Source organism: Methylobacterium isbiliense, assembly GCF_022179325.1.
Taxonomy (GTDB): Bacteria; Pseudomonadota; Alphaproteobacteria; order Rhizobiales; family Beijerinckiaceae; genus Methylobacterium; species Methylobacterium isbiliense.
This window is the reverse complement of record NZ_BPQQ01000003.1, coordinates 24,675-45,889: the sequence shown is the minus strand read 5'-3', so window position 1 is coordinate 45,889 and position 21,215 is coordinate 24,675. Positions and strand designations below refer to the sequence as shown.

Sequence of the window (21,215 nt, the reverse complement as noted above, 5' to 3'; positions counted from 1 at the left end):
CGCCCTGCCGACGGACGGAGGAGGCCGGGCGGACGGAGGGCGGCGAGGCGGCGCCCAGCCGGCGCGGTCCGCCCGGTTCGGCGGCCCCGAGGGGACGGCGGGAGGCCGATGCCGTCCGATCCTCGGCCCCGATCGCCGCGGCCTCACCCGGCGATCGGCTCGGGCAGGCCGAAGGTCTCGCGCATGGAGCGCCCGCCGCTCAGGCTCGCCTCCCAGGCGGCCTCGCGGGTGAGCTTGGCCTCGGCGTCGCCGATGCGGGCGCGCACCGCCGCCGGCGTCAGCACCGCGAGCCCGTCGTCGTCGCCGAGGATCAGGTCGCCGGGCGAGACGAGGCAGCCGCCGGCCACCACCGGGCGGTTCACCGCGCCGCGCTCGGCCGCGGCCGGGCCGCGCGGGGTGACGAAGCGGGTGAAGACCGGCAGGTCGTCCCAGGCGGCGAGCGTCGCGACGTCCCGGATCGCGCCGTCGCAGACGAGGCCGGTCCCGCCGCGCCGCCGCAGCTGCCCGCCCACGATCTCGCCGATCATCGCGGTCTCCGGCCGGCCGCCGGCCGCGATCACCAGCACGTCGCCCGGGCCGATCCGGTCGAGGGCGTACAGCACCGCCCCGAAATCCGGCGGCTCGCACCACGCCGTCACGGCGCGCCCGAACAGGCGCGGCTGCTGCCCGGCCGGCCGCAGCGGCCGGATCGCCGGGTCGATCGCGCCGATCTCCCCGCCGAGATCGACCGCCACCGCGACGGGCACCGCGCGCCAGCGCGCGATCTCCGCCTCCGTCAGGTCGCTCGGATTCGGCGTGTGGAGGGTGACGGGCATGGGGCGCTCCTTCCTGCGGTTCTGGGAGGCGGACGGCCTTCGTCTCAGCCGGAGGCGGCCTCCAGCAGGGCCACCGCCACGGCCGGCCCGCAGACGGAGGCCCAGCCCGCGCCGGCGCCGGCCAAGTGCGGCGCGAGGACGTGCGGCGCGAGGACTTGCTCTGCGAGGTCGCGGACCGGACGGCCGAGCCGGCCGGCCAGCCGTGCGGCGAGGAACCGGCCGGCTCCGCAGGCGATGACGGGCGCCTCGTCAGGCAGGTCGCCGCGGGAGAGGATCACCGCGCTCGCGTCGTGCAGCAGGCGCAGCTGCGCCTCGGCGAAATGGCTGGCGAGGCGGCGCCAGTCGGCCGGACCGCCCTCGTGGCGGTCGCGGCCGATCATCCGGGCGAGGCGGATCTCGGTCTCAGGCGTGGACTTGCCCTTGAGGTCCGGCGTGTCCTGCTGGTCCTCCTCGGGCGGCAGGTCGCCGAGGAGCCGGTAGGCGTCCCCCGTGGTGGCGAAGGTCTCGGCCATCAGCGCCGTGCGCCGGCCGCGGAAGGGGGCGCTGGCGGCCAGCGCCAGGAGCGGCGTGCGCACGACCCCGGTATAGACGAGTTCCCCGGTCTCCAGCCGCTCGGCGTCGCTGTAGCCCTGCGCCGCGGGCCGCCCGTCGCGGATCGGGATCAGGTCGGCGGTGGTCGAGCCGATATCGGCGAGCAGCGCCGCCGGCACGGCGCGGCCGATCAGCGCCGCGGTGGCATGCCAGTTGGCGCTAGCGATGTCGGCTGCGGCCCCGGCCGCGCCGTCGGGGGCCACGAAGCCGGCCCGGCCGGCATAGACCGCCACCCGGCCGGGCAGGCGCCGCGCCGCCCAGGCGGCGATCTGCGCCACGCCGTCCGCCCGGTCGGCGAAGCAATCGGTGAGTTCGCCCGTCATGGTCACGGCGTGGCGGGCGGGCGCCCGCGCCCAGTCCGGCAGGCCCGCGAGGGTGTCGTCCAGGGCCGGCAGGCCGCGCCAGAGCGGACAGGGGGCCTGCACCACGGCGCGCACCCGCCCGTCCTCGACCAGGGCCGCCTTGACATGCACCCCGCCGAGGTCCCAGCCGATGATGCGATGGGTGGAGGCCGGGATATGCGGATCGGGCACGGCGGGGGTCCGGTAGGGTCTGAGCGGAGGGCCGGGGTGGCATGAGCGCGGGGCCGGACGCAAGCCCGTTCGCGGTGGTGCCGGTGCTCGACCTGCGGCACGGCCGAGTGGTGCGCGCCAGGGCCGGCGAGCGCCACGCCTACGCGCCCATCGTCACCCCGCTGAGCCCGGGATCCGCGCCCGCGGACGTCGCCCGGGGGCTTCTCGCCGCGTGGCCGACGCGCCGTCTCTACGTCGCCGATCTCGACGCGATCATGGACGGGGCGGAGCCGGATCGCGGGGCGCTCGCCGCCATCGCGGCCGCCTGCCCGGGCGTGGAGCTGTGGGTGGATGCGGGCTTCGCCACGCGGGACGGCGTCGCGGATTTCCTCGCGGCGGGGCTCGGCCGGCCGGTGCTCGGCAGCGAGAGCCAGACCGGCCCGGACCTCGTGCGCGCCCTCGGCGACCGGGCCGTGCTCTCCCTCGACAGCCGGGCGGGCCTGCCCCTCGGCCCGGCGATCCTGCACGAGGACCCGGCGCTGTGGCCCCGCGAGGTGATCGCCATGAACCTCGCGCGGGTCGGGGGTGGGGACGGGCCGGACCTCGCGGGCATCGGGACGCTGCGCGCGCGCGCGCCCGGCGCGCGGGTCTATGCGGCGGGGGGCCTGCGGGGACCCGACGACCTGCGGGCCCTGCGGGCGGCGGGCGCCGCCGGGGTGCTGGTGGCGAGCGCGCTCCATGATGGGCGGCTGCGGCCGGAGCACGCGGCGATCCTGGACGCGTGACGCCGCCTCAGCTCCGGTCCGGCTCGACGGCGAAGCGCCTGCGCAGCGCCAGGCTGACATGCTCGCGAAACACGCGGACCCGTGCCGGCAGTTCGCGTCCCGCGAGGCTCAGCGCCCGCAGCGAGCCGGTCCGGATGGCCCATGGCGAGAGGATGCGCACGAGGGCGCCGCTCTCGACCGCCCCCGCGGCCACGAGGCTCGGGATGTAGCCGATGCCGGCCCCGGCCAGGGTCAGGCGCAGCACGGTGGCGTAGTCGCCCGCGCGGATGACGGGCTCGATCCGCACGCTCTCGGTCCCGCCCACGCCGTCCGAGAAGGCGAGCAGGCCGTCGTTCGGCCGCCCGCGCGCCAGGATCAGGTCGTGCTGCGCAAGGTCGGCGAAGGCCGCCGGGGCCCGCCGCCGGGCGAGATAGGCCGGCGCGGCGTAGAGGCCGATCTGCAGGTTCATGATCAGGACGGCCCGGTAGCCGGTCTCCTCGGCGCGTCCGAGCCGAAGCGCCAGATCGATCCGGTTGGCCGCGAGGTCGAGCCGCGCGTCGGTGTTGACCATCTCGACGGTGATCTGCGGGTAGGCCTCCCGGAAGCTCGCGACGATCTCCGGCATGACCTCGATGCCGAAATCGACCGAGGTCGTCACCCGCAGGTGGCCCGCCGGCACCGTGCGGGCGTCGCGCGCGGTCTCGACGGCCTCGTCGAGGAGCGCGAGGGATTCCTGGGCGCGCGCGTGGAAGGCGAGCCCTTCGGCCGTGGGCGAGATCGCGCGCGGGGTGCGCGCCATCAGCGTCGCGCCGAGCGTCCGCTCCAGCCGGGTGATGCGGCGGCTGACGCTGCCCTTGGTCTCGCGCAGGCTCGCGGCGGCTGCCGTGACCGTGCCCAGATCGACGACGGCGCAGAAGGCCCGCACGTCGTCGAGGCTCCCGCCGAAGGTTTCCCGTTTCGCAACCATGTGGTGCCTATCGGCGGGCTCAAGCTTCGTTGGAAAGCAGGCTATCACCCAGGCTCTTGCCACGCGGTCCCGCGTCGCGCACCTGCCGATGCGGTCCGCCGTGGTGGTTCCGGAGACACCCGTGAAGTCCCTGTTCGCCTACCCCCTCCTCCTGTCCCTCCTCGTCGGCGGGCCGGCCCTCGCCCAGACGGCCACCCGCGACCCGGCCCAGATCCAGGCCGGCACCTACGCGGTCGATCCCGGCCACACCCAGGTCGGCTGGCGGGTCTCGCATTTCGGCTTCTCGCACTATTCCGGCGGATTCTCGGGCGTGAGCGGCACCCTCGACCTCGACCCGAAGAACCCGGCCGCCGCCAAGCTGTCGATCAGGATCCCGGTCGGGTCGGTGAGCACGACGAGCGCCAAGCTCACGGGCGAGCTGAAGGGCGAGCAGTGGCTCGACGAGGCGAAGTACCCGGAGATGACCTTCGTCTCGACCAAGGTCGAGCCCGTCGGCGCGGACAAGGCCAAGGTGACGGGCGACCTCACCCTGCACGGCGTGACCAAGCCCGTCACCCTCGACGTCACGCTGGTCGGCGCGGGCGTGAACCCGCTCAACAAGAAGGTGACGGTCGGCTTCGAGGCCACGGGCGTGCTGAAGCGCTCGGCATACGGGGTGAAGACCTACGTGCCGCTGATCGGCGACGACCTGCAGCTGACGATCGACGGCGCCTTCGAGCGGCGCGACTGACCGGGATCGGACGCCGACCATGGCCGGAGCCGCACGCGGCCGCCGCTACACGATCGTGGCGATCCTGCTGCATTGGGCGAGCGCGCTCTGCGTGCTCGCCCTGATCGGGATGGGCCTCACCATGACGCATGCGGCCCTGCCGCCGATGCGGCAGTTCGAGCTCTACCAGTGGCACAAGTCGCTCGGGATCACGGTCCTGGCCCTGACGGCGCTGCGGCTCGCGTGGCGGGCGGTCCATCCGGCGCCGCCGCTCCCGGCGGCCATGCCGCGGGCGGAGCGCCGGGCGGCTTCGGCGGCCCACCTCCTGCTCTATCTCCTGCTGGTCGGCCTGCCGCTGACCGGCTGGGCCGTGGTCTCGCTCTCGCCGTTCAACATCCCGACGGTGCTGTACGGCGCCCTCCCCTGGCCGCACCTGCCGCTGGCGGAGCACCTGTCCGATCCGGCCTGGGCCGAGGGCGTGGCGAAGCGGGTGCATGCCTACGGCGCGTGGCTGCTGGCGGCCTTCCTGGTCCTGCACGTGGCGGCAGCCCTGCGCCACCACCTCATCCTGCGCGACGACGTCCTGCGCCGGATGCTGCCCCTCCCCGAGGGCTCCGCGCCCGACGCCATGGAGACGACCCGATGACCACGCCTCCCGGTCTCCGGCTCGGCCTGCTCGCCCTCGGCGTGGCCGTCGCGTTGCACGGCGCCGCGCGGCCGGCGCTGGCCGCCGACTGGACGGCGGACCCGGCCCGCAGCGCGATCCGGTTCTCCGGCGTTCAGGTCGGGACGCCCTTCACCGGCCGCTTCGAGCGCTTCGAGGCCAGGATCGCCTTCGATGCGGACAAGCCCGAGGCGGGACGCGCCACGGTGCTGATCGACCTCTCCAGCGCGCGCACGGGCGATGCGCAGCGGGATCAGGCCCTGCTCCAGAGGGACTGGTTCGACGTCAAGGCCGCTCCGCAGGCCCGGTTCGAGGCGGCGCGGTTCGTGGCCAAGGGCGGCGGCGACTACGAGGCGGTGGGCACGCTCACGATCCGGGGGACCAGCCGCCCCCTGACGCTGCCCTTCCACCTGGATCTGGACGGCGGGCAGGCGCGGGCCACCGGCCGCGTGACCCTGGTGCGGACCGAGTTCGGCGTCGGCCAGGGGGCCTGGGCCTCGGGCCAGTGGGTCGGCCTCGATGTCGGCGTCGAGATCGACCTCGTCGCCCGGCTCCAGCCTCCTGCCGGCCAGTAGCGGCCGACGCCCCGGCTCCGGCGCCCGACGGCGCTCCCCCAAACGAAACGGGAGGGCCGAAGCCCTCCCGCGCGAATCGCGTCAACGTCCGAGGAAAATGGAGGCCAGTCGCTGGAACAGCCCCTTCGGTGGAGGCGGTGGGGGCGGCGGTGGGGCCGCGTGCTGCTCCGGACGGTTTCCTGTCTAGGAAACGTTGGCGGCGAAGGGGTGCTGCGCGGTCTTGTACTGCTGCGTGACCTCGGCGGCGGTCGGCGAGCCCTTCACGGCGCGCTCGATCGACAGCTTCGTGGCCTCGTAGTTGTACTTCTCGATCTTGGCGTCGTCGGCCGCTTCCCAGTGGATGAACACGCCGACCAGGATGTAGAGGTCGTCGGCCTCGCTCGCCGGGATGGTGCCTTCCGACACGCAGTCCTGCACGGCCTTGGCGACGGCGTGCTGGGCCGGGCCGAACATCTGCACGGCCTGACGGGCGTCGTTGATGGTGACCTTGTTGAACAGCAGCGTGTTCGGCTTGCACGGCAGGTTCGGCGCCACCACCGCGAGCAGGCTGGTGAAGCCGTGCTTGTTGTTGGTGAGGCTGTTGCAGAAGGCCGTCTCGGCGGCGCTGCCGCGCGGGCCGATGATGAGGTCGATGTGGGCGACCTCGTTGCCGTCGCCGACGAGGGCCTCGCCCACCATCACCTTGTTGATCGTCGCCATGCGGGGTTTCTCCCAGGAATCGATAAAAAGCAGCCGCTCCCCAAAATGGGCGCAGCTCTGAACCCGCCATCCTTGTTGCGGCGTCCGGCTGGCGCCGAACCGGTTACCCGGACAGCGCGCGGACCCTACAGCGGTGCCGGACATCGAACAAGCCGCCAAGTCCGCGGAGCGTCACGATTTTCGCCAATATTGGCGGCACTGGCCGCAAGCCGATTAGGACTTTTTGGCAGGTTGCCTTTCAGTCGTTTCAATCTTCGAAACTTCGCCGGCTTTGCTGCACAGCAGCATGTCGAGAAAGAGCGTCGCGACGGTCAGGTCGGCGCTGGTTCCGGGATTGAGGCCGGCCTGCTTGAGGTGGCGGTCGTGGGCGAGGAGGGCCTCCACCGCCCCCTCCCCGAGGGCGAGGCCGGCGAGCGCGGCCTCGGCTTCCGCCCGCACCGCCTCGGCCCGGGCGAGGCCGAACTTCCGGGCGATGTGGCTGTCGGGAAAGGCGGTGAGGTAGGCGAGGTGGACGGCCGTGGTGGTCCAGGGCTCGGCGAGCCCCTGCGCCCGTGCGTGCGCCAGCGCCGGCAGGCCGGTCTCGAACAGGTCGGCGAAGCCGCTCACGTAGGCGCGGGCGATGCGGTCGCGCGGCGCCGCCTCCGCCATCGCCTCCGCCAAGGGCGGGGGGGGTGCGGCCGCGGCGACGTCGTGGCGCGCCGCGCGTCCGAGCCCGCCGGGATTGGCGAGCCGGATCGCCGCGAACACGCCCGCGGCATCCGCCGCGTCGAGGCCGGCCAGGACGGCGCGCAGGCCCGCCCGCAGGGGGCCGGGCCGCTCGGCCGCGGCGGCGAGCGGGGCGCAGAGCAGCACGATGCCGAGATTGGTGTTCTGGCCCACCGCCGCGCGGGTGGCGGCGACCGCCCCCTCGACCCGCGCACCCACCCTGGCGCCCCCGCGCGCGAGCGGGCCCGCCGAGACCGCGGCGCTCGCCTCGAAATCGGCGAGCGTCATGCGGTGACCCGCGGCGTAGACGTGGACGTTGCCGACCTTGAGCGCCGCGAGTTCCGCCCGGCAGGCCGCCCGGTAGGCGTCCGCCACCGCCTCCGGCGCGAGGGCCGCGTCGGTCGCCGGTCCGGTCACGAGACCCCTCACCCGTGTGCGACGAGGCGGGGGCCGGGGGCGCGGGCGCGCACCGCCGCCAGGAAGCCCCGCGCCACGGTCTCGGCGATGTCGACCGGCGTCACCTGCTGCAGGCCCGACCAGGCCGGCATGCTGTTGACCTCCAGCACGAGGAAGCCGCCCTCGCCGTCCTCCACGAGGTCGATCCCCGTGTAGCCGACCCCGACCGCCGTGGCGGCGGCCTCGGCGAGGGCGGCGGCGCGGGCGGGCACCGCCCAGGGCAGCGGCCGGCCGCCCCGGTGCACGTTGGTGATCCAGCCGTCGCCCTCGCGGATCATCCCCGCCACTGCGCGCCCGTCGCAGACGAAGACCCGGTAATCCTGCCACGCGCCGTCGCGCCGGGCGATGTAGCGCTGCAGGTAGTAGACGCGCCCGACGAGTTCCTCGGGCGGCAGGTCCTCGGGCCGCTCCACGAGCTGCAGCCCCTCCCCCTGCGAGCCGAACAGGGGCTTGAGCACCAGCGGCCGGCCGGGGCCGGCCTCCCGCGCCACCAGGGCGGCGGCGGCCTCGCGGCGCGAGAGCACGAAGGTCTCAGGGGTCGGGATGCCGTGGCGGGCGAGCAGCAGGCTGGTCATCGCCTTGTCGACGGAGCGCTCGATCGCCGCGGGGCCGTTCCAGACCACCGTGCCGGCGGCCGAGAGCGCGTGCAGCACGCCGAGCCGCAGCGTCGTCGCCTCGAAGGTGCCCCCCGCGATGGTGCGCAGCAGGACCCCGTCCGGCAGGCCGCCGGGGAAGCCCGGCACCCGCAGCGGCTCGCCCGCGCCGGTCTCGATCGTCACGTCGGCGAGCGAGAGCAGCACCGGCTCGGCCCCGAGCCGGGTCAGCGCCGCGCGCAGGCGCGCCTTGTGCCAGGCGCCGTTGTCGGCCGCGAGGGCGATCCGCATCCGGGACGTCTCCTGATCGGGGCGGCGGCGCTCAGCCGAAGGAGCGCGCCACCATCTCGGGCATCAGCCGGCCGGCGCGGTGGCTCGCGCCCGTGCGCACCGAGGTCACGACGACTTCGGCCGGGCTGAAGAGGTGGGAATCGATGGCGTAGAAGTCGCCGTTGAAGCGGGCGAAGATCTCCGCGAAGGGGGCGCCGTGGTCGCGGGAGGTCGTGCTCGGCAGCGCCTCCGCGAGGCCCCGCGCGTCGGCGTCGTCCGCATCGACGTAGAGCTGCACCCGCCCGCCGTAGATGATGGCGTCGTTGGTGCGGCCCATGGCCTGGATGAAGTCCGGATGGGGCGGGCTCAAGGGGGCGGCGCCGATCCCGTCGACGATCGCCCCGAGGTCGAAGCCGACCGTATGCGCCTTGTGGAGGGCCACCTCTAGCACCCGGGCGACCACCTGGGTCGAGCCCGCGAGGCTCTGGGTCGGCGCGTAGATGAAGGTCACGTCCTCCGGCTTGACCCGGGCGGCCTCAGCCACGCGGGCGACCACGGAGGGCGGCGGCGGGCTGGCGGATTCGAGCACCAGCGCGATCTGCGTGGCGGTGTCCCGGTAGTGGAGTTCCTCGAACAGATGTTCCGCCGCGGCGGCGGCGCGGCCGGGGCCGGAGCCCAGCGCGAAGAAGCCGGACGAGCCGCCCTCGTCCTGAAGGCTCCAGCCGGCGTACTGGCTGCCCAGGCAGGCGAGCACCGGGTCGGCCGCGTGCACCGTCACGGTGAAGGGCCACGCCGCCACCGGGCCTGCCGGCGCCACCGTGACGGTGCCGAGACCGCCGAGGCAGATCTCGGCGATGCGCCGGCCGGCCTCGATCGAGCCCAGGGCGCTCGCGCCCGCATCGACGAGCCGGGCCTCGCCGCGGTTCGCCGACACGGTGAGGCGCAGCCGCGGGGCGTCGGCGACCAGGGCTTCGACGAGGGGCGTCGCCAGCGCGTTGACGCTCGGACGGACGGTGGTGGAACTCATGACGGGGTCTCCCTCGGGGCGTCGTCCGGTGAGATGCCGCCGCAGGCTGTGCGAGCGGGCGTGGAGCTAATCAGGTTTGGGAACGCGGTCCCAGGGTTTTCGGTCAACACGCGGCGGCCCCTCGCATCCCGGCTGGCGACGCGTCATCCGCCGCCAGGAAGGCCCCGGGCAGGAGGGCGCCCACCGCCGCCAGGCGGGAGCGCAGGGCGCGGCGGGCCGCGGCGGCGTCGCGTCCCGCCGCGTAGACCGTGCAGACCGGGGCGCCGGCGACGAGGCGGCTGCCGGCCCGCGGCCGGTCCATCACGAAATCCGGCCAAGCCAGCGGCGGCACCGCCGCCAGGGTGCGGTCGGCGTAGCAGATCTGCGTCGCCGCCGCATCCGCCGGCGGGGCGAGGTCCGGCCCGAGATGCCCGCTTGCGGCCGCGATGTGGCGGGCGAGGAGCGGCGCGCCGCGGCGGTCGAGCACGTCGAGGGTGGCGCCGGGGCGCGGATTGACTTCGAGGAGCCACCACCCGGTCCCGTCCACCGCGAGGTCGGCGCTGGCGAGGCCGCACAGCCCCGTCTCCGCCACCAGGGCCGCGAGGGCGCGGGCGGCGGCCGCGTGCACGCCCGCCGGCATGTCGCCCGGATCGACCGCGCCGGCGTAGCGGAAGGGACGCGCCCGCGTCGGCGCCGCCCATTGCGCGGTGGCGGCGAGGACCCGCAGGTCGCGCCCGTCGGCCAGAATGTTCAGGGAGAGGGCCCGGCCCGGCACCCTGCGCTGCAGGTAGGCGCCCGCGGGCGGCGGCCCGGCGGGGGCCGGCCGGATGTGCCCGCCGCCCGACCCTCCCGGCCGCTTGAGCAGCCAGGAAGCCGGATCGGGCACGGAGGCGAGCGAGACCGGCGGATGGGGGATGGCGAGGCGCGCGCAGAGGCCGGCGAGGTGCAGCGGGTCCTTGAGGCGGCGCACGCAATCCGGTGCGGCGCCGAGCAGCCGGTGGCGGGCGGCGATCGCCGCCATCAGGGCCGGGGCGCCCTCGAAGCCGCTGCCGAGCACCACGCCGAGGACCGGGCCGGCCTCGCGGGCGAGGTCGTCGAGCGCCGCGAGCAGGCTGCGGGCGCCCGGCCCTGCGCCGAAGCGGCCCGACACGAGGCGGTGCGAGGCGGCGAGCGCGAGGGTGTCCGCGTCGCCGAACAGGTCGGCCACGAAGGGGCGCAGGCCCGCCCGCCGCGCCGCGGCCGCCAGCGCCCGCCCCGACTGGGCGGCGATCAGGACGGCGTCCCCCTGTGGCGGCATGCCCGCTCGCGCCTCGGCCCCGCCCGCCATGCCGTCAGCTGGCGATCTCGACGGCGAGCCGGAACGCGTCGCGGAAGTCGAGGCAGAGGGGCTCGGACGCGGCCAGCATGCGCCGGAACAGGCCGGCCTGCGTCCGGTACTTCACGTCGCCGACGGCGAGCGCGCCGATGCCGACCCCGCGGCCCCCCGGCAGCGGCTCGCAGGCGGCGTTGACGTCGATCCCGGCGATGCCGGCCGGCGGCACGGCGTTCACGTCGGAGGCGACCTTGAGCCGCGGCGCATGGTCCAGATCCTCCGCCGACAGGATCGCCACCCCGGCGGGGCCGGCCGACAGGATGACGTCGGCCTGCCCGATCGCGGCGCGGCGCGCCTCGGGGCTGGAGCCGTCCACCGCCTCGACGTCGATGTCGAAGCGCCACTTCATGGTGGCGGCGATCTTGCCCACGCGCTCCTGCCCGTCATGCCCGACCAGCACCGGGCGCGCGCCTTCCAGTGCCCCGATCACCGCCGCCACGTAGGCCACCACCCCGGCGCCGCCGAAGATCACGATGCGCTGCTGCGCCAGCCCGGCGGAGAACCGCTCGCGCAGCGCCTTGTGGACCAGCGCCACCATGGCGGCGCCGGTCGTGAAGGAGCCGGCCGGGTCGGCGAAGATGTGGTTGGCGAAGGGCGGGACGAACGCCTTGCGCGCCCGGTCCATCATGTCGAGGGCTTCCTCGGCGTTCTTGCCCGCGATGAACACGCCGGTGCGCACCCCGTCCTGCGGGCTGCGCGAGAAGATCGAATCCTGCACGAGCGGCCCGACCTCCGCCAGCGCGACGCCCGTGTAGGCGGCGAGCACCTCGAAGCCCGCATCCGCCGCCATGTTCACGTCGAAGGGGCTCATGTGCTTGAGGGGAGTGAGCATGTGCAGGATCGAGCGGGCCATGACGGGTCTCTTCATGACGGGTCTCTCCCGGTCGGCGCGGCGGAAGGCGGCGGTCCGGCTGGAACAACCACGCTCTCGCCCCGCCTTCGATCCGTACTTTCGGGCAGGCGCGCGGTTCCGAGCCGCGGCCGTCAGGCCGCCGAGACGCGGCCGTCAGGCCGCCGAGACGGTGGCGCCGTGATTGCGCCCGCGCGCCACCACCACGGTGAGCGCCGGGTGGTTCTTCCGCAGGCGGGCCGCCAGCGCCTCCGCCTCCGGGGGCGTGCCGGCCAGCGCGAAGCCGGTGGGGCCCCACGAGGACTGGCCGAAGCCCGCCACCCCGAGCGCCTCCACCTCGGCCAGCGCCGCCGCCACGGCCGGGCTGGCGAAGCGCCCGCCCTGGTGGGGGGCGAAGTAGTCGCCGATGCGCCGCTGGATCTCGGTGACGCCCTGCCCGAACGGCTCGGCCGCGCCCGCCGCGGCGGCCGGCAGCACCTGCATCAGCACGATGCGGCAGATCTCCGCCGCCTCGCCCGCGGGAAAGCGCGGCAGGGTCTGGAAGGCGTGGCGTTCCTCGGCGCCGTGCACGCCGGTCGATCCGGGATCGAGCAGCAGCACGACGCGCCACGCCTCCGGATAGGCGAGGCGCGACACGACCGGCGGCGGCGCCCCGCTGGCGTCGCGCCCCCCGTCGACGATCAGCCCGCCGGTCACGAAGGCGGCGAGCCCGACCCCCGAGCGGTTGCCCCGGTCGAGCACCGCCGCGAAGGCCTCGGGCGAGAAGGGCGCCGCGTGCAGGTGCGCGAGCCCGGCCGCGACGCTGAGCGCGAGCTGCGTGCCCGAGCCGAAGCCCGCATGGGCCGGAATCACCTCGCGCAGCGCGAAGGCCCCGGCGGCCGGCACGCCGAGCTGCCGGGCCGCCGCCTCCGCATAGGCGCGCACGCGGCCGTGCTCCGCCTCCGCCGCCGGTCCGCCGCCCGCGACGGTGAGGTGGCCGGCGGGCGCCACCGTCAGGTCGATGCCGGGCGCATCCAGGGCGAGGCCGATGCTGCCGAAGCGCCGGCCCAGGCCGCCGTGGAGATCGAGGAAGCCGAAATGCAGCCGGGCCGGCGCGCGAACCCGCACGGTCCCCTGCGGTGTGCCTGCCGCCTCAGCCAATCCCCATCCTCTCGCGCCCGATGCCAGAACCGATCATAGGGCGCATTAGCCGCTTTTGCCCAAGCGGAGGAGCACCAATCTGCGTGCCGGCGCGGGATCGGATCGCGTCAACACTCTTCCAAGCTTGCGCTGCCTGCGGCCGCGTCGCTTCACAGTGTATCGAGGGCTTGCATCTCGCCGCGCGACGAGAAGGCGACGATTGTCCAGTCGGGCCGGATCGATCTCAGGTCAAAAGGTTCTCTGCCTCTCTGATTGCCTCAAAGAAGCGGTGGCTGTCGATCGACAGCGGAAAGCTTTGATGCTCAAGCGTTCGCCGTCATGCAGGGAGCGATTTGCCGCCGCATCCGGGTCGAAAAACACGAACATCATTCGACGTCGGCGGTCTTCTTGCTGGTGGGTCTATTGTAGCGTTCGAAAATCTTCTCCATCTGATTTTCCAGGGCGGCAACGGATCGATCCACTACCTGTTTCATCTCCTTGTCGAATTCCGCGCCGCGAAGCGATGTTACGTGCCGGATATGGCGATTGTCCTTCGACGTTGTGTAATTCTTGCTCATGATTGCCCCTCGTGCGCTTGCGCGGCGGCTGCGGGATCATATCTACGCCAGAAGTAACGTGGATTCAAGTGGCCGTCGAAGTAATACTTGCGCTTTATCCACACGAAGCCTTCGTGTTTAGTAATCAGTGCGACATCCACGGGGCCTCCGACTGTTCCCTCGTCCGACGTGGCTTTCCGCTCCGCCGCCGTGATGCTGACAAGGGCTTCGGCGAGATCGATGATCTCCTGCTTCGGCATGAGCGCGATCATGCGGTCGAACTCGATGGTGAGTTGCTTCTTGAGCTCCTGTGACGTCTTCTGGAGATACTCGTCAGCAACGGCCTTGGCTGCGGCTGCTATGATCTTGGAGCGGGTTCGATCCTCCGATTCCCGCACTCTACGCGGTCTAAATTTCTGCTCGATGTCCGAGGCCAGCGTGCGAAAGGATTTTTCGATGTAGTCGGCTGTTCTCTCGATGAACTCAGGATCGGCGCCTCCGAGCAGGCGCTCCGTGACATCCGTCTGCGCGAAGGAGAACACGCGGCCGATATCACCCGCGTTGTTCTCGTCCTCGGTGTTGATCGTGGTGTACTTCAATCGTTCTTTGATCAGTCCGTCGACCTCCACCGAGGCGACGCTCGGAAAGACGCTATCCGAACCATAACCAGCAACGACAATTCCACTCGAATAATCGGAGAAACTGGTAGACATGATGCCCTTTGTGATCAAACTTATCAAAGCATTGTACTCTTCCTCCGAAAGTCGCCTTTCAAATATTCTCGGTATAACTCTCTCGTATAGCCCCTGATAGATCTCGCATACTTCATCTGCCGTGATGTCGGACAGACTGTCGGCGCGATGCAGGCTGTCGTAGTGTTTGCTGATCGTGTCTATGACGCTCAGCAGAAGATCCTCGACGAGCATGGATTTGTCGAGTCGACCCGATTTTCTGCTCGTCTCAAGGATTTTGTCCAGAAATCGATCCTTGACTTGATTGCAGATGTTCAATATCTGATTTAATCGATTCCTGTCAGCGATCGATTTGTTGAGCGTTGGGTAGGTTTCGACGAATTTCAGGAATGCTTCCAGCCATTCCCTCGAATTGCGGCGTTGACTCCTGCCGCATTGTTCCCGGAAGTCCTTGATGATGATCTCCCAAGGTACTCCCATGCAATCCATGTTGCCGTTCACCATGATTCCAACCGGGTGAACGGGGCTGAGCTCGAAAAGCTTGTCCGCGGTGTTGAAAATCTTTGTTCGATCGCCATCGCTGATGGTCACCGCACTGTCCGTAGCCAGTGCCACGCCGAGTCTGTTGAGAACTACGATCTCTGTCGTCATCGTGCGGGAATCCTGGCGCCACAAAGTCGCCGAACTGGACCTTGCTGGGCCGCTGCTGTGCGGTCGGATAGCGTGATTCGCTCGCCTTTATCCTAGGGTAAGCTGTGCCGATGTCACCGGGCTTCGGCCGGATGGCGCCTGCCGTCGCCGGGCCGGGATCGCGCAGCGCGCGGCGGATCCGGCCGGCCTCCCCGTGCGAGCCCCGACTTTCAGGGGGACTTGCCTGCCCGGAGGCCCGGATGCAAACGTGCCGGACCCCCCGGGCGATGCCCGGCGGCGGTATCCGCACGACAGGGCGGCGATCAACGCCGCGGCGGATCTGGAAGCCGGTCCGGCGCCGGCGAGGGTTGCGAGGGCGGATGACAGCCTGGGTCAAGGGCCAAGCGGCGGATGCCGACGCGGCGATCACGGCGGCCGCCGACCTCCTGCGCGGGGCCCGGGCGCCCGTGATCGCCGGCCTCGGCGCCGAGGTCGCGGCGTTGCGCGCCGCCTTCCGGCTCGCCCGCGCGCTGGGCGCCTCGCTCGATCCCGCCGCCTCCCCCGGGCTCTACGCCGATCTCGGCGCGCTCGCGGCGGGCGGGGCCATGACCACCACCCCGGCCGAGGCGGTCGGGCGGGCCGACCTCGTGCTCGTGCTGGGCGACGGCGCCGCCGGCGCGCCGATCCTGGCCGACCTCGCGGCCTCCGGCCCGACCCGCGGCCGGGCGGCGGGGGCGCCCCGCACCCTCCTCTCCCTCGCCTCCGGGCAGGGAGCCGACTACGCGGCGGGCGAGGCGGGCCTGCCGGCGGCGATCGGGCTCCTGCGGGCGCATGCGGCGGGCCGGATGGCGGGCGACGGGCCGCTCGCCGATCTCGCGGCGCGGCTGCGCGCCGCCCTTTACGCGGTGCTGCTCTACGATCCGGCCGAGACCGGCGCGCTCGGCGCCGAGATGCTGAACGGCCTCGCGCGGGACCTCAACGAGACGACCCGGGCCTTCGCCCTGCCCCTCTCCGACCCCCATCAGGGCCGCGCGATCGCGCAGGTCGCCGCCTGGACGACCGCGCAGGGGCCGCGGGTCGGCTTCGGCCGCGGCTTTCCCGAGCACGATCCCTGGCGCTTCGACGCCGCCCGGCAGGCGGCGGCGGGCGAGGCCGACGCGGCGCTCTGGCTCGCCTCCCTGCCCTGCCCCCGCCCGGCCTGGCTGCGGGCGCTGCCCGGCGTCGCGCTCCTCGGCGCGGCGCAGGGCGAGCCGGTCACGGGCGGCGAGGCCGATGTGGTGATCGCGGTCGGCGTGCCGGGCGAGAGCCTCGGCGGCGCCCTCTGGCATCCGCGCCGCGCCGCCATCGCGTGGCATCCGGCGGCCAAGCCCGGCGCCCTGCCCTCCGCCGCCGCGGTGCTCGGCGCCCTTCACGCCCGCCTCACGCCTGCCCAAGGGCAACCCGTCCAGGAGCGTTCCGCCTCATGCTGACCCGTATCCGTGGCGGCCGGGTGGTCGACCCGACCGCCGGGCGCGACGCCGTCGGCGACGTCTGGATCGAGGACGGCCGCATCGTCGCGGCCTCCGACCGCGCCCCCGACCACACCGTGGAGGCCGAAGGCTGCGTCGTGATGGCCGGCGGCATCGAGGTGCACTCGCACATCGCGGGCGGCAACGTGGTGCTCTCGCGCCTGCTCCTGCCCGAACTCGGGGTCGCCGAATCCGCCGACGCCCTCAACCCGCACGGCTCGGGGTCCGAGATCGGCGCCCTCTACGCCCGGATGGGCTACACCACCGCGGTCGAGCCGGCGATGCCGCCCGCGAACGCCCTCGCGACCCAGCTCGAACTCGCCGACATCCCGCTCCTCGACCGGGCCGGCCTGTGCGTGATGGGCAACGACGACCACCTGCTCCAGCTCCTGCGCGAGAAGGCCGGGGCGAACGCGGTGCGCGACCTCGTGGCGCTCAACCTCGCCACCACCCGGGCGCTCGGGGTCAAGGTCATCAACGCGGGCGGCGCCGAGGCCTTCAAGGACGGGGCGGTGCGCTTCGCCCTCGACGACGAGGTGCCGGCCTACGGGCTCACGTCGCGAACAATCCTCGACGGGCTGCTCACCGCCGTCGAGAGCCTGGGCGTGCCCCATCCGCTGCACGTCCATTGCAGCAATCTCGGCCTGCCGGGGGCCGACGACAGCTTCGTCGAGACGCTGGAGGCCGCGGAGGGCCGGCGCATCCACTTCGCGCACGCGCAGTTCTACGCCTACGCGGCGCTCGATCCGCAGAACCCGCTCGGCGGCGGCTTCACCTCGGCGGCGCCGCGGATCGCCGAGGCGCTGGCCCGCCACCCCCACGCCACCCTCGATGTCGGCCAGGTGGTGTTCGGGCAGACCTGCACCATCTCGCTCGACATCCTGCGCCAGTTCGCCGGCCGCAAGGGCGCGAACCCGAAGAAGTGGATCCTGACCGCGGGGGACGCGGAGGGCGGCGGCATCGTCCCGTTCCGCTACCGCGACCGCGGGCCGACCTCCTCGCTGCAATTCGCCATCGGGCTCGAACTGATGCTGCTCTCCCCCGATCCGGAGCGCACGATCCTGACCACCGACCACCCGAACGGCGGCCCCTTCACGGCCTATCCGCGCATTCTCCACCTCCTCATGGACAAGGAGACGCGCGACCGGGAACTGGCCCGCCACCCGAAGGTCGCGGCCGAGCGCTCGGGGCTGCACGCGCTCACCCGCGAGTACGGGTTCAGCGAGGTGGCGCAGCTCACCCGCTCGGGGCCGGCCAAGCTCCTCGGGCTGTCCGACCGCGGGCACCTGCGCCCCGGCGCCCGGGCGGACGTCGCGATCTACCGCGACCAGACCGACCGCACCGCGATGTTCTCCGCCGCCCACCGGGTGTTCAAGGACGGGATCGTGATCGTGGAGGACGGCGCGGTGACCGCGCCCCGCGACGGGCGGACGCTGAGCCTCGCCGTCGAGGCCGATCCCGGTATGGCCCGGCGCACCGACGCCTACCTGCAGGGCCGGTTCGGGGCCGGCCTCGACGCCTTCGCGGTGCCCGATGCGGCCTTCGCGGAAGACCACGCCTTCGAGCCCGTGGGCCTGCGGGGCTGACGATGGCGGACCTCACTCTCAATGGCATCCGGGTCGAGGACACCTTCGCGGAGGCCTTCGACATGGCGGGCACGGCCCTCGTGCTCACCGCCGAGACGCCCGACTGGGCGATGATCGCCGCCACCACCATGACGGGCTTCGCCACCTCGGTGATCGGCTGCGGCGCGGAGGCCGGCATCGACGCGGTGCTGGCGCCGGAGGAGACGCCGGACGGGCGGCCCGGCGTGCGCGTGCTGCTGTTCGGCTTCGATGCCGGAGGCCTGAAGGCGCAGCTCCTCAAGCGCGTCGGGCAATGCGTCCTCACCTCGCCGGGCAGCGCGGCCTATGCGGGCATCGCCTGGGACGATCCCCACCGCGGCAAGGCGATCACGCTCGGCGGCGCGATCCGGATGTTCGGCGACGGCTTCGCGGTGGCCAAGCGCTACGGCGGCCGGCGCTTCTGGCGCACGCCCGTGATGGACGGCGAATTCCTGTGCGAGCACTCCGTCCCGACCATCGAGGGGGCGGTGGGCGGCGGCAACCTGCTGTTTCTCGGCCGGGCCTTCGCCGACACCCTGACGGTGGCCGAGATCGCCGTGGCGGCGGCGCGCGCGGTGCCGGACGTGATCCTGCCCTTCCCGGGCGGCATCGTGCGCTCGGGCTCGAAGGTCGGGGCGCGCACCAAGGGCATGATGGCCTCCACCAACGACGCCTATTGCCCCACCCTGAAGGGCCGGGCGGGCTCCGCCCTGCCCCCGGAGGTCAACGTAGTGCTGGAGATCGTCATCGACGGTCTCTCGGCGGCGGCGATCTCGCGCTCCATGCGGGCGGCGCTCCACGCCGCCACCGCGGCCGGCGGTCCCCTCGGCCTCGTGGCGGTCACGGCCGGCAATTACGGCGGCAATCTCGGGCGCCATCACTTCCACCTGCGCGACCTCATCGATGGGGCGGCGGCATGAGCGTTCCCCCATGAGCGTCCTCACCCTGCGCCACGCGCCGCCCGAGCGGCTCGACCTCTCCGGCATCACGCCGGACCGGCTCGCCGGCCTGTCGGAGGCCGAGGCCGCGCGGCTGCCGGTCGGCACGAGCCGCCTCGGCCTCGTCCTCGGCGATTGCTTCAGCCTGGCGCTCGACGGCGGGGAGGAACTGCGCCTCGCGGGCGGCTCGGACCGGCTCGACCGGGTCGGGGAGGCCCTCGCCGGAGGCACCATCACGGTCGAGGGCGACGTGGGGCAGCGCCTCGGAGCGGGCATGAGGGCGGGCACGATCCGCGTCTCGGGCTCGGCCGGCCCCTTCGCGGGCACCGGGGCCAAGGGAGGCCTCATCGCCATCGCGGGGGATGCCGGCGCGAGCGCGGGCGGTGCGGTGCACGGGGCGATGGGCGGCCTCGACGGCGCGACCCTGGTCATCGGCGGCCGGGCGGGCGACCGGCTCGGCGACCGCATGCGCGGCGGCCTGATCGTCGCGGAGCGCGCGGGCGACCTCGCCGGCGCCCGCATGGTCGCCGGCACGCTGGTGGCCGGCACGATCGGCGACCATCCGGGCTACGGCATGCGCCGCGGCACCGTGCTGGTGGAGCGCCACGGCGCCCTGCTGCCGACCTTCGTGGAGACCGGGACGCAGGACCTCGTCTTCCTGCGTCTGCTGGCCAAGGCCCTCGACGCGCTGGCCCTCGACGCGGTGACGCTCGATCCGCGTTTTGCCGCGCTCGCCCGCGCCCCGCTCGCCCGCCGCGCCGGCGACCTCGCGACCCTCGGCAAAGGGGAGTTGTTCACGCCGCTGGGGTGATCTCAGCCCGCGGCGGCCGGCGGCACTGTGAGGCGTGCCCGCCGCCGCGTGCACATCCTGTCCGCCGTGTTGCTGTCCGCCGTGTTGCCGCGCCGCGCGGGACCTCGACGCGGCCTGACGAGCCCGGCTGACCATGCGCGCTCGCCGCCGTGCCAGAATGCGGCGACAGGGAGGGCCGGATGGGGTCGCTGCGGGTTCGGTTCGGGCTTCTGGTCGGGAGTGCGGCCGCGCTCGTGGTGCTGGCGGCGGGCGCGCTGGTCTGGTCGCTCTACGCGGCGGAGCGCACGCTCGACGCCACCCTGGCCGCGCAGGTGCGCCTCGAACTCATCGCCGAATTGTCCGGGCGCCTCACCGAGTTCGGCCTCGCGGCCGTGGAGGCGGTGGGCGAGAACCCGAGCCGGCCCGAGCGCCTGACCAATGCCCGCAACGACGTCGACCGGGCGCTCAACGCGGTGGACGAGGGGCTGAGCCGCGCCATCGCCGGGAGCGGCGCCATGCTCGACCGCGTGCAATACGCCACCCGCTCGCGCCCGCTCTCGCGCCTGCGCGCCGCTCGCGCCATGCTCGACCGGCAGGTGGCGCAGATCCAGCGCGAGCCCGACCCGGCCAAGCGCACGGACGCGATCCGCGGGGCGCTCAACGCCTTCGGGGCGGTGACCGGCCAGCCCCTCACCTTCCTGGTCGAGGCCGAGCGCCGGGCCGTGGAGGCCTCCGCCGCCGAGGTGCGGGCGCTGACCCTGCGCCTGCGGGCGATCGCGCTCGCCATGGCGGGGCTCGCCGTGATCGTGCTCGTCCTCGTCCACCGCACCCTGACCCGGCCGCTGCTCAAGCGCATCGAGGACATCCGGGCCGGCGCGAGCGCCATCGGGCGGGGCGAGCTCGACACGCGGCTCCCGGTGCCGACCCGCGACGAACTCGGCCTGCTCGTAGCGAGCTTCAACCGCATGGCGGCGCGGCTCAAGCGGCGCGAGGCGCGCGTGGCCGCCGACCGGGCCGTGCTGGAGGAGACGGTGGCGCGGGCGACCGCCGACCTGCGCGCCGCCAACGCCCGGCTGGAGGAGATCGACCGCTCGCGCCGCCGCTTCTTCGCCGATGTCAGCCACGAGCTGCGCACGCCGCTCACCGTTATCCTGGGCGAGTGCGACCTTGCCGCGCGCTCGCCCGAGACGCCCGACAGCTTCCGGCCGGTCATCGCCACGATCCGCAAGCGGGCGCTGCGCCTGCACCGCCGGGTGGGCGACATGCTGCGCATCGCCCGCTCGGAATCCGGACAGATCGAGCTGGAGCGCCGCCCGGTCGGCCTCGCGGGCGTGCTGGCCGAGGCGGTGGAGAACTGCGCCTCGGAGGCGCAGCGCCGCCGCATCGCCCTCGCCTTCCACCCGAGCGAGACCGATGTCGAGATCCAGGCCGATCCCGAATGGCTGCGCCAGGTCGTCGAGGGGCTGATCGACAACGCGCTGCGCCATGCCGCCGGGGCGACGCGGGTCTGGGTCACGCTCGCGGCGCGGCCCGGCGGCGCCGAGGTGACGGTGGCGGATGACGGCACGGGCTTCCCGCCCGACGCCGACGGCCTGTTCGAGCGCTTCCGCCGCGGCGGCAACTCCTCCCCGGCGCAGGGTTTCGGCATCGGATTGGCACTGGCGCGCTGGGTCGTCGAACGCCATGATGGCGTCATCCGCCTCGGCTCGGGCGGTCCGGGCGAGCGCGGCGCCCGGGTCAGCCTGGAACTGCCCGCATGACGGCAGAGCCAATCACGGCCGGAGCCGATGACGGCCGAGTGGGACGATCGGGGGAGGACGCGGCGTGAG

21 protein-coding genes are annotated in these 21,215 nt (G+C 73.5%); 9 read left to right on the top strand and 12 right to left on the bottom strand.

Annotated elements, in window-relative coordinates:
* Positions 1-143: 143 nt before the first annotated feature.
* Positions 144-815, bottom strand: coding sequence for an RraA family protein (locus MFF61_RS01415; protein ID WP_238233323.1), 672 nt, complete (start codon positions 813-815; stop codon positions 144-146).
* Positions 816-859: 44 nt separating this feature from the next.
* Complete coding sequence (locus MFF61_RS01410) at positions 860-1,939, bottom strand: hydantoinase/oxoprolinase family protein (RefSeq protein WP_238233322.1); 1,080 nt, start codon at positions 1,937-1,939, stop codon at positions 860-862.
* Positions 1,940-1,980: 41 nt separating this feature from the next.
* Between MFF61_RS01410 and MFF61_RS01405 the strand changes: the two genes are divergently transcribed.
* Positions 1,981-2,703, top strand: a complete 723-nt coding sequence (locus MFF61_RS01405; protein WP_238233321.1) for a HisA/HisF-related TIM barrel protein — start codon at positions 1,981-1,983, stop codon at positions 2,701-2,703.
* Positions 2,704-2,710: 7 nt separating this feature from the next.
* On the opposite strand, the gene MFF61_RS01400 is transcribed toward MFF61_RS01405, so the two are convergent.
* The gene (locus MFF61_RS01400) at positions 2,711-3,649 is read right to left on the bottom strand and encodes a LysR family transcriptional regulator (RefSeq protein ID WP_238233320.1); all 939 of its coding nucleotides are present in this window, start codon (positions 3,647-3,649) and stop codon (positions 2,711-2,713) included.
* Positions 3,650-3,770: 121 nt separating this feature from the next.
* On the opposite strand from MFF61_RS01400, the gene MFF61_RS01395 reads away from it, so the two are divergent.
* From MFF61_RS01395 to MFF61_RS01385, 3 genes are read left to right on the top strand one after another with little or no spacing between them, the layout of a single operon-like run.
* Positions 3,771-4,379 carry a YceI family protein gene (locus MFF61_RS01395; protein WP_238233319.1) on the top strand — a complete coding sequence of 203 codons (609 nt, stop codon included), beginning with the start codon at positions 3,771-3,773 and terminating at the stop codon, positions 4,377-4,379.
* A 19-nt stretch (positions 4,380-4,398) separates the two neighbouring features.
* Positions 4,399-5,004, top strand: a complete 606-nt coding sequence (locus tag MFF61_RS01390) for a cytochrome b (protein WP_238233318.1) — start codon at positions 4,399-4,401, stop codon at positions 5,002-5,004.
* Entirely contained in the window at positions 5,001-5,597 is a 597-nt protein-coding gene (locus MFF61_RS01385) for a YceI family protein (protein WP_238233317.1), read from the top strand. The genes MFF61_RS01390 and MFF61_RS01385 overlap by 4 nt, the downstream gene beginning before the upstream one ends.
* A 183-nt stretch (positions 5,598-5,780) precedes the next feature.
* Here the strand turns inward: MFF61_RS01385 and fae are convergent, their stop codons facing one another.
* The 9 genes from fae to MFF61_RS01340 all read right to left on the bottom strand — a co-directional run bounded on the left by fae (position 5,781) and on the right by MFF61_RS01340 (position 14,567).
* Positions 5,781-6,296: a formaldehyde-activating enzyme gene (gene fae / locus MFF61_RS01380; protein ID WP_238233316.1), complete on the bottom strand. Its 516-nt coding sequence runs from the start codon at positions 6,294-6,296 to the stop codon at positions 5,781-5,783.
* 213 nt (positions 6,297-6,509) lie between these two features.
* Complete coding sequence (locus MFF61_RS01375) at positions 6,510-7,418, bottom strand: triphosphoribosyl-dephospho-CoA synthase (protein ID WP_238233315.1); 909 nt, start codon at positions 7,416-7,418, stop codon at positions 6,510-6,512.
* 8 nt (positions 7,419-7,426) lie between these two features.
* Positions 7,427-8,341, bottom strand: a complete 915-nt coding sequence (locus tag MFF61_RS01370; protein ID WP_238233314.1) for an ATP-grasp domain-containing protein — start codon at positions 8,339-8,341, stop codon at positions 7,427-7,429.
* 31 nt (positions 8,342-8,372) lie between these two features.
* Positions 8,373-9,347, bottom strand: a complete 975-nt coding sequence (mch, locus tag MFF61_RS01365) for a methenyltetrahydromethanopterin cyclohydrolase (RefSeq protein WP_238233313.1) — start codon at positions 9,345-9,347, stop codon at positions 8,373-8,375.
* Positions 9,348-9,450: 103 nt separating this feature from the next.
* Complete coding sequence (locus MFF61_RS01360; RefSeq protein ID WP_238233312.1) at positions 9,451-10,623, bottom strand: ATP-grasp domain-containing protein; 1,173 nt, start codon at positions 10,621-10,623, stop codon at positions 9,451-9,453.
* 34 nt (positions 10,624-10,657) lie between these two features.
* Positions 10,658-11,551 carry an NAD(P)-dependent methylenetetrahydromethanopterin dehydrogenase gene (locus MFF61_RS01355; RefSeq protein WP_238233378.1) on the bottom strand — a complete coding sequence of 298 codons (894 nt, stop codon included), beginning with the start codon at positions 11,549-11,551 and terminating at the stop codon, positions 10,658-10,660.
* Positions 11,552-11,704: 153 nt separating this feature from the next.
* Positions 11,705-12,655: a beta-ribofuranosylaminobenzene 5'-phosphate synthase family protein gene (locus MFF61_RS01350; RefSeq protein WP_306423368.1), complete on the bottom strand. Its 951-nt coding sequence runs from the start codon at positions 12,653-12,655 to the stop codon at positions 11,705-11,707.
* Between the two features lie 398 nt (positions 12,656-13,053).
* Positions 13,054-13,245 (bottom strand): hypothetical protein, encoded by a 192-nt coding sequence (locus MFF61_RS01345; RefSeq protein WP_238233310.1) that lies wholly within the window; start codon positions 13,243-13,245, stop codon positions 13,054-13,056.
* The gene (locus MFF61_RS01340; protein WP_238233309.1) at positions 13,242-14,567 is read right to left on the bottom strand and encodes a hypothetical protein; all 1,326 of its coding nucleotides are present in this window, start codon (positions 14,565-14,567) and stop codon (positions 13,242-13,244) included. Before MFF61_RS01340 ends, MFF61_RS01345 begins: the two co-directional genes overlap by 4 nt.
* Positions 14,568-14,926: 359 nt before the next feature.
* Here MFF61_RS01340 and MFF61_RS01335 point away from each other — a divergent pair, with 359 nt between their 5' ends.
* From MFF61_RS01335 to MFF61_RS01315, 5 genes are all read left to right on the top strand, one after another.
* On the top strand, positions 14,927-16,015 hold the full coding sequence (locus MFF61_RS01335; RefSeq protein WP_238233308.1) for a molybdopterin-binding domain-containing protein: 1,089 nt from the start codon (positions 14,927-14,929) through the stop codon (positions 16,013-16,015).
* Positions 16,009-17,640 carry a formylmethanofuran dehydrogenase subunit A gene (locus MFF61_RS01330; RefSeq protein WP_238233307.1) on the top strand — a complete coding sequence of 544 codons (1,632 nt, stop codon included), beginning with the start codon at positions 16,009-16,011 and terminating at the stop codon, positions 17,638-17,640. The genes MFF61_RS01335 and MFF61_RS01330 overlap by 7 nt, the downstream gene beginning before the upstream one ends.
* A 2-nt stretch (positions 17,641-17,642) precedes the next feature.
* Positions 17,643-18,578 carry a formylmethanofuran--tetrahydromethanopterin N-formyltransferase gene (fhcD, locus tag MFF61_RS01325; RefSeq protein WP_238233306.1) on the top strand — a complete coding sequence of 312 codons (936 nt, stop codon included), beginning with the start codon at positions 17,643-17,645 and terminating at the stop codon, positions 18,576-18,578.
* Positions 18,579-18,588: 10 nt separating this feature from the next.
* Complete coding sequence (locus tag MFF61_RS01320; RefSeq protein WP_238233305.1) at positions 18,589-19,407, top strand: formylmethanofuran dehydrogenase subunit C; 819 nt, start codon at positions 18,589-18,591, stop codon at positions 19,405-19,407.
* A 179-nt stretch (positions 19,408-19,586) separates the two neighbouring features.
* Positions 19,587-21,146, top strand: a complete 1,560-nt coding sequence (locus MFF61_RS01315; RefSeq protein ID WP_238233304.1) for a sensor histidine kinase — start codon at positions 19,587-19,589, stop codon at positions 21,144-21,146.
* The last annotated feature ends 69 nt before the right edge of the window (positions 21,147-21,215 follow it).

Coding starts and splice junctions, on each gene's coding strand:
- MFF61_RS01415 (WP_238233323.1), bottom strand. CDS start 815: ATGCCCGTCACCCTCCACACGCCGAATCCGAGCGACCTGACGGAGGCG.
- MFF61_RS01405 (WP_238233321.1), top strand. CDS start 1,981: ATGAGCGCGGGGCCGGACGCAAGCCCGTTCGCGGTGGTGCCGGTGCTC.
- MFF61_RS01400 (WP_238233320.1), bottom strand. CDS start 3,649: ATGGTTGCGAAACGGGAAACCTTCGGCGGGAGCCTCGACGACGTGCGG.
- MFF61_RS01390 (WP_238233318.1), top strand. CDS start 4,399: ATGGCCGGAGCCGCACGCGGCCGCCGCTACACGATCGTGGCGATCCTG.
- MFF61_RS01385 (WP_238233317.1), top strand. CDS start 5,001: ATGACCACGCCTCCCGGTCTCCGGCTCGGCCTGCTCGCCCTCGGCGTG.
- fae (WP_238233316.1), bottom strand. CDS start 6,296: ATGGCGACGATCAACAAGGTGATGGTGGGCGAGGCCCTCGTCGGCGAC.
- MFF61_RS01370 (WP_238233314.1), bottom strand. CDS start 8,341: ATGCGGATCGCCCTCGCGGCCGACAACGGCGCCTGGCACAAGGCGCGC.
- mch (WP_238233313.1), bottom strand. CDS start 9,347: ATGAGTTCCACCACCGTCCGTCCGAGCGTCAACGCGCTGGCGACGCCC.
- MFF61_RS01360 (WP_238233312.1), bottom strand. CDS start 10,623: ATGCCGCCACAGGGGGACGCCGTCCTGATCGCCGCCCAGTCGGGGCGG.
- MFF61_RS01355 (WP_238233378.1), bottom strand. CDS start 11,551: ATGGCCCGCTCGATCCTGCACATGCTCACTCCCCTCAAGCACATGAGC.
- MFF61_RS01345 (WP_238233310.1), bottom strand. CDS start 13,245: ATGAGCAAGAATTACACAACGTCGAAGGACAATCGCCATATCCGGCAC.
- MFF61_RS01340 (WP_238233309.1), bottom strand. CDS start 14,567: ATGACGACAGAGATCGTAGTTCTCAACAGACTCGGCGTGGCACTGGCT.
- MFF61_RS01335 (WP_238233308.1), top strand. CDS start 14,927: ATGACAGCCTGGGTCAAGGGCCAAGCGGCGGATGCCGACGCGGCGATC.
- MFF61_RS01330 (WP_238233307.1), top strand. CDS start 16,009: ATGCTGACCCGTATCCGTGGCGGCCGGGTGGTCGACCCGACCGCCGGG.
- fhcD (WP_238233306.1), top strand. CDS start 17,643: ATGGCGGACCTCACTCTCAATGGCATCCGGGTCGAGGACACCTTCGCG.
- MFF61_RS01320 (WP_238233305.1), top strand. CDS start 18,589: ATGAGCGTCCTCACCCTGCGCCACGCGCCGCCCGAGCGGCTCGACCTC.
- MFF61_RS01315 (WP_238233304.1), top strand. CDS start 19,587: ATGGGGTCGCTGCGGGTTCGGTTCGGGCTTCTGGTCGGGAGTGCGGCC.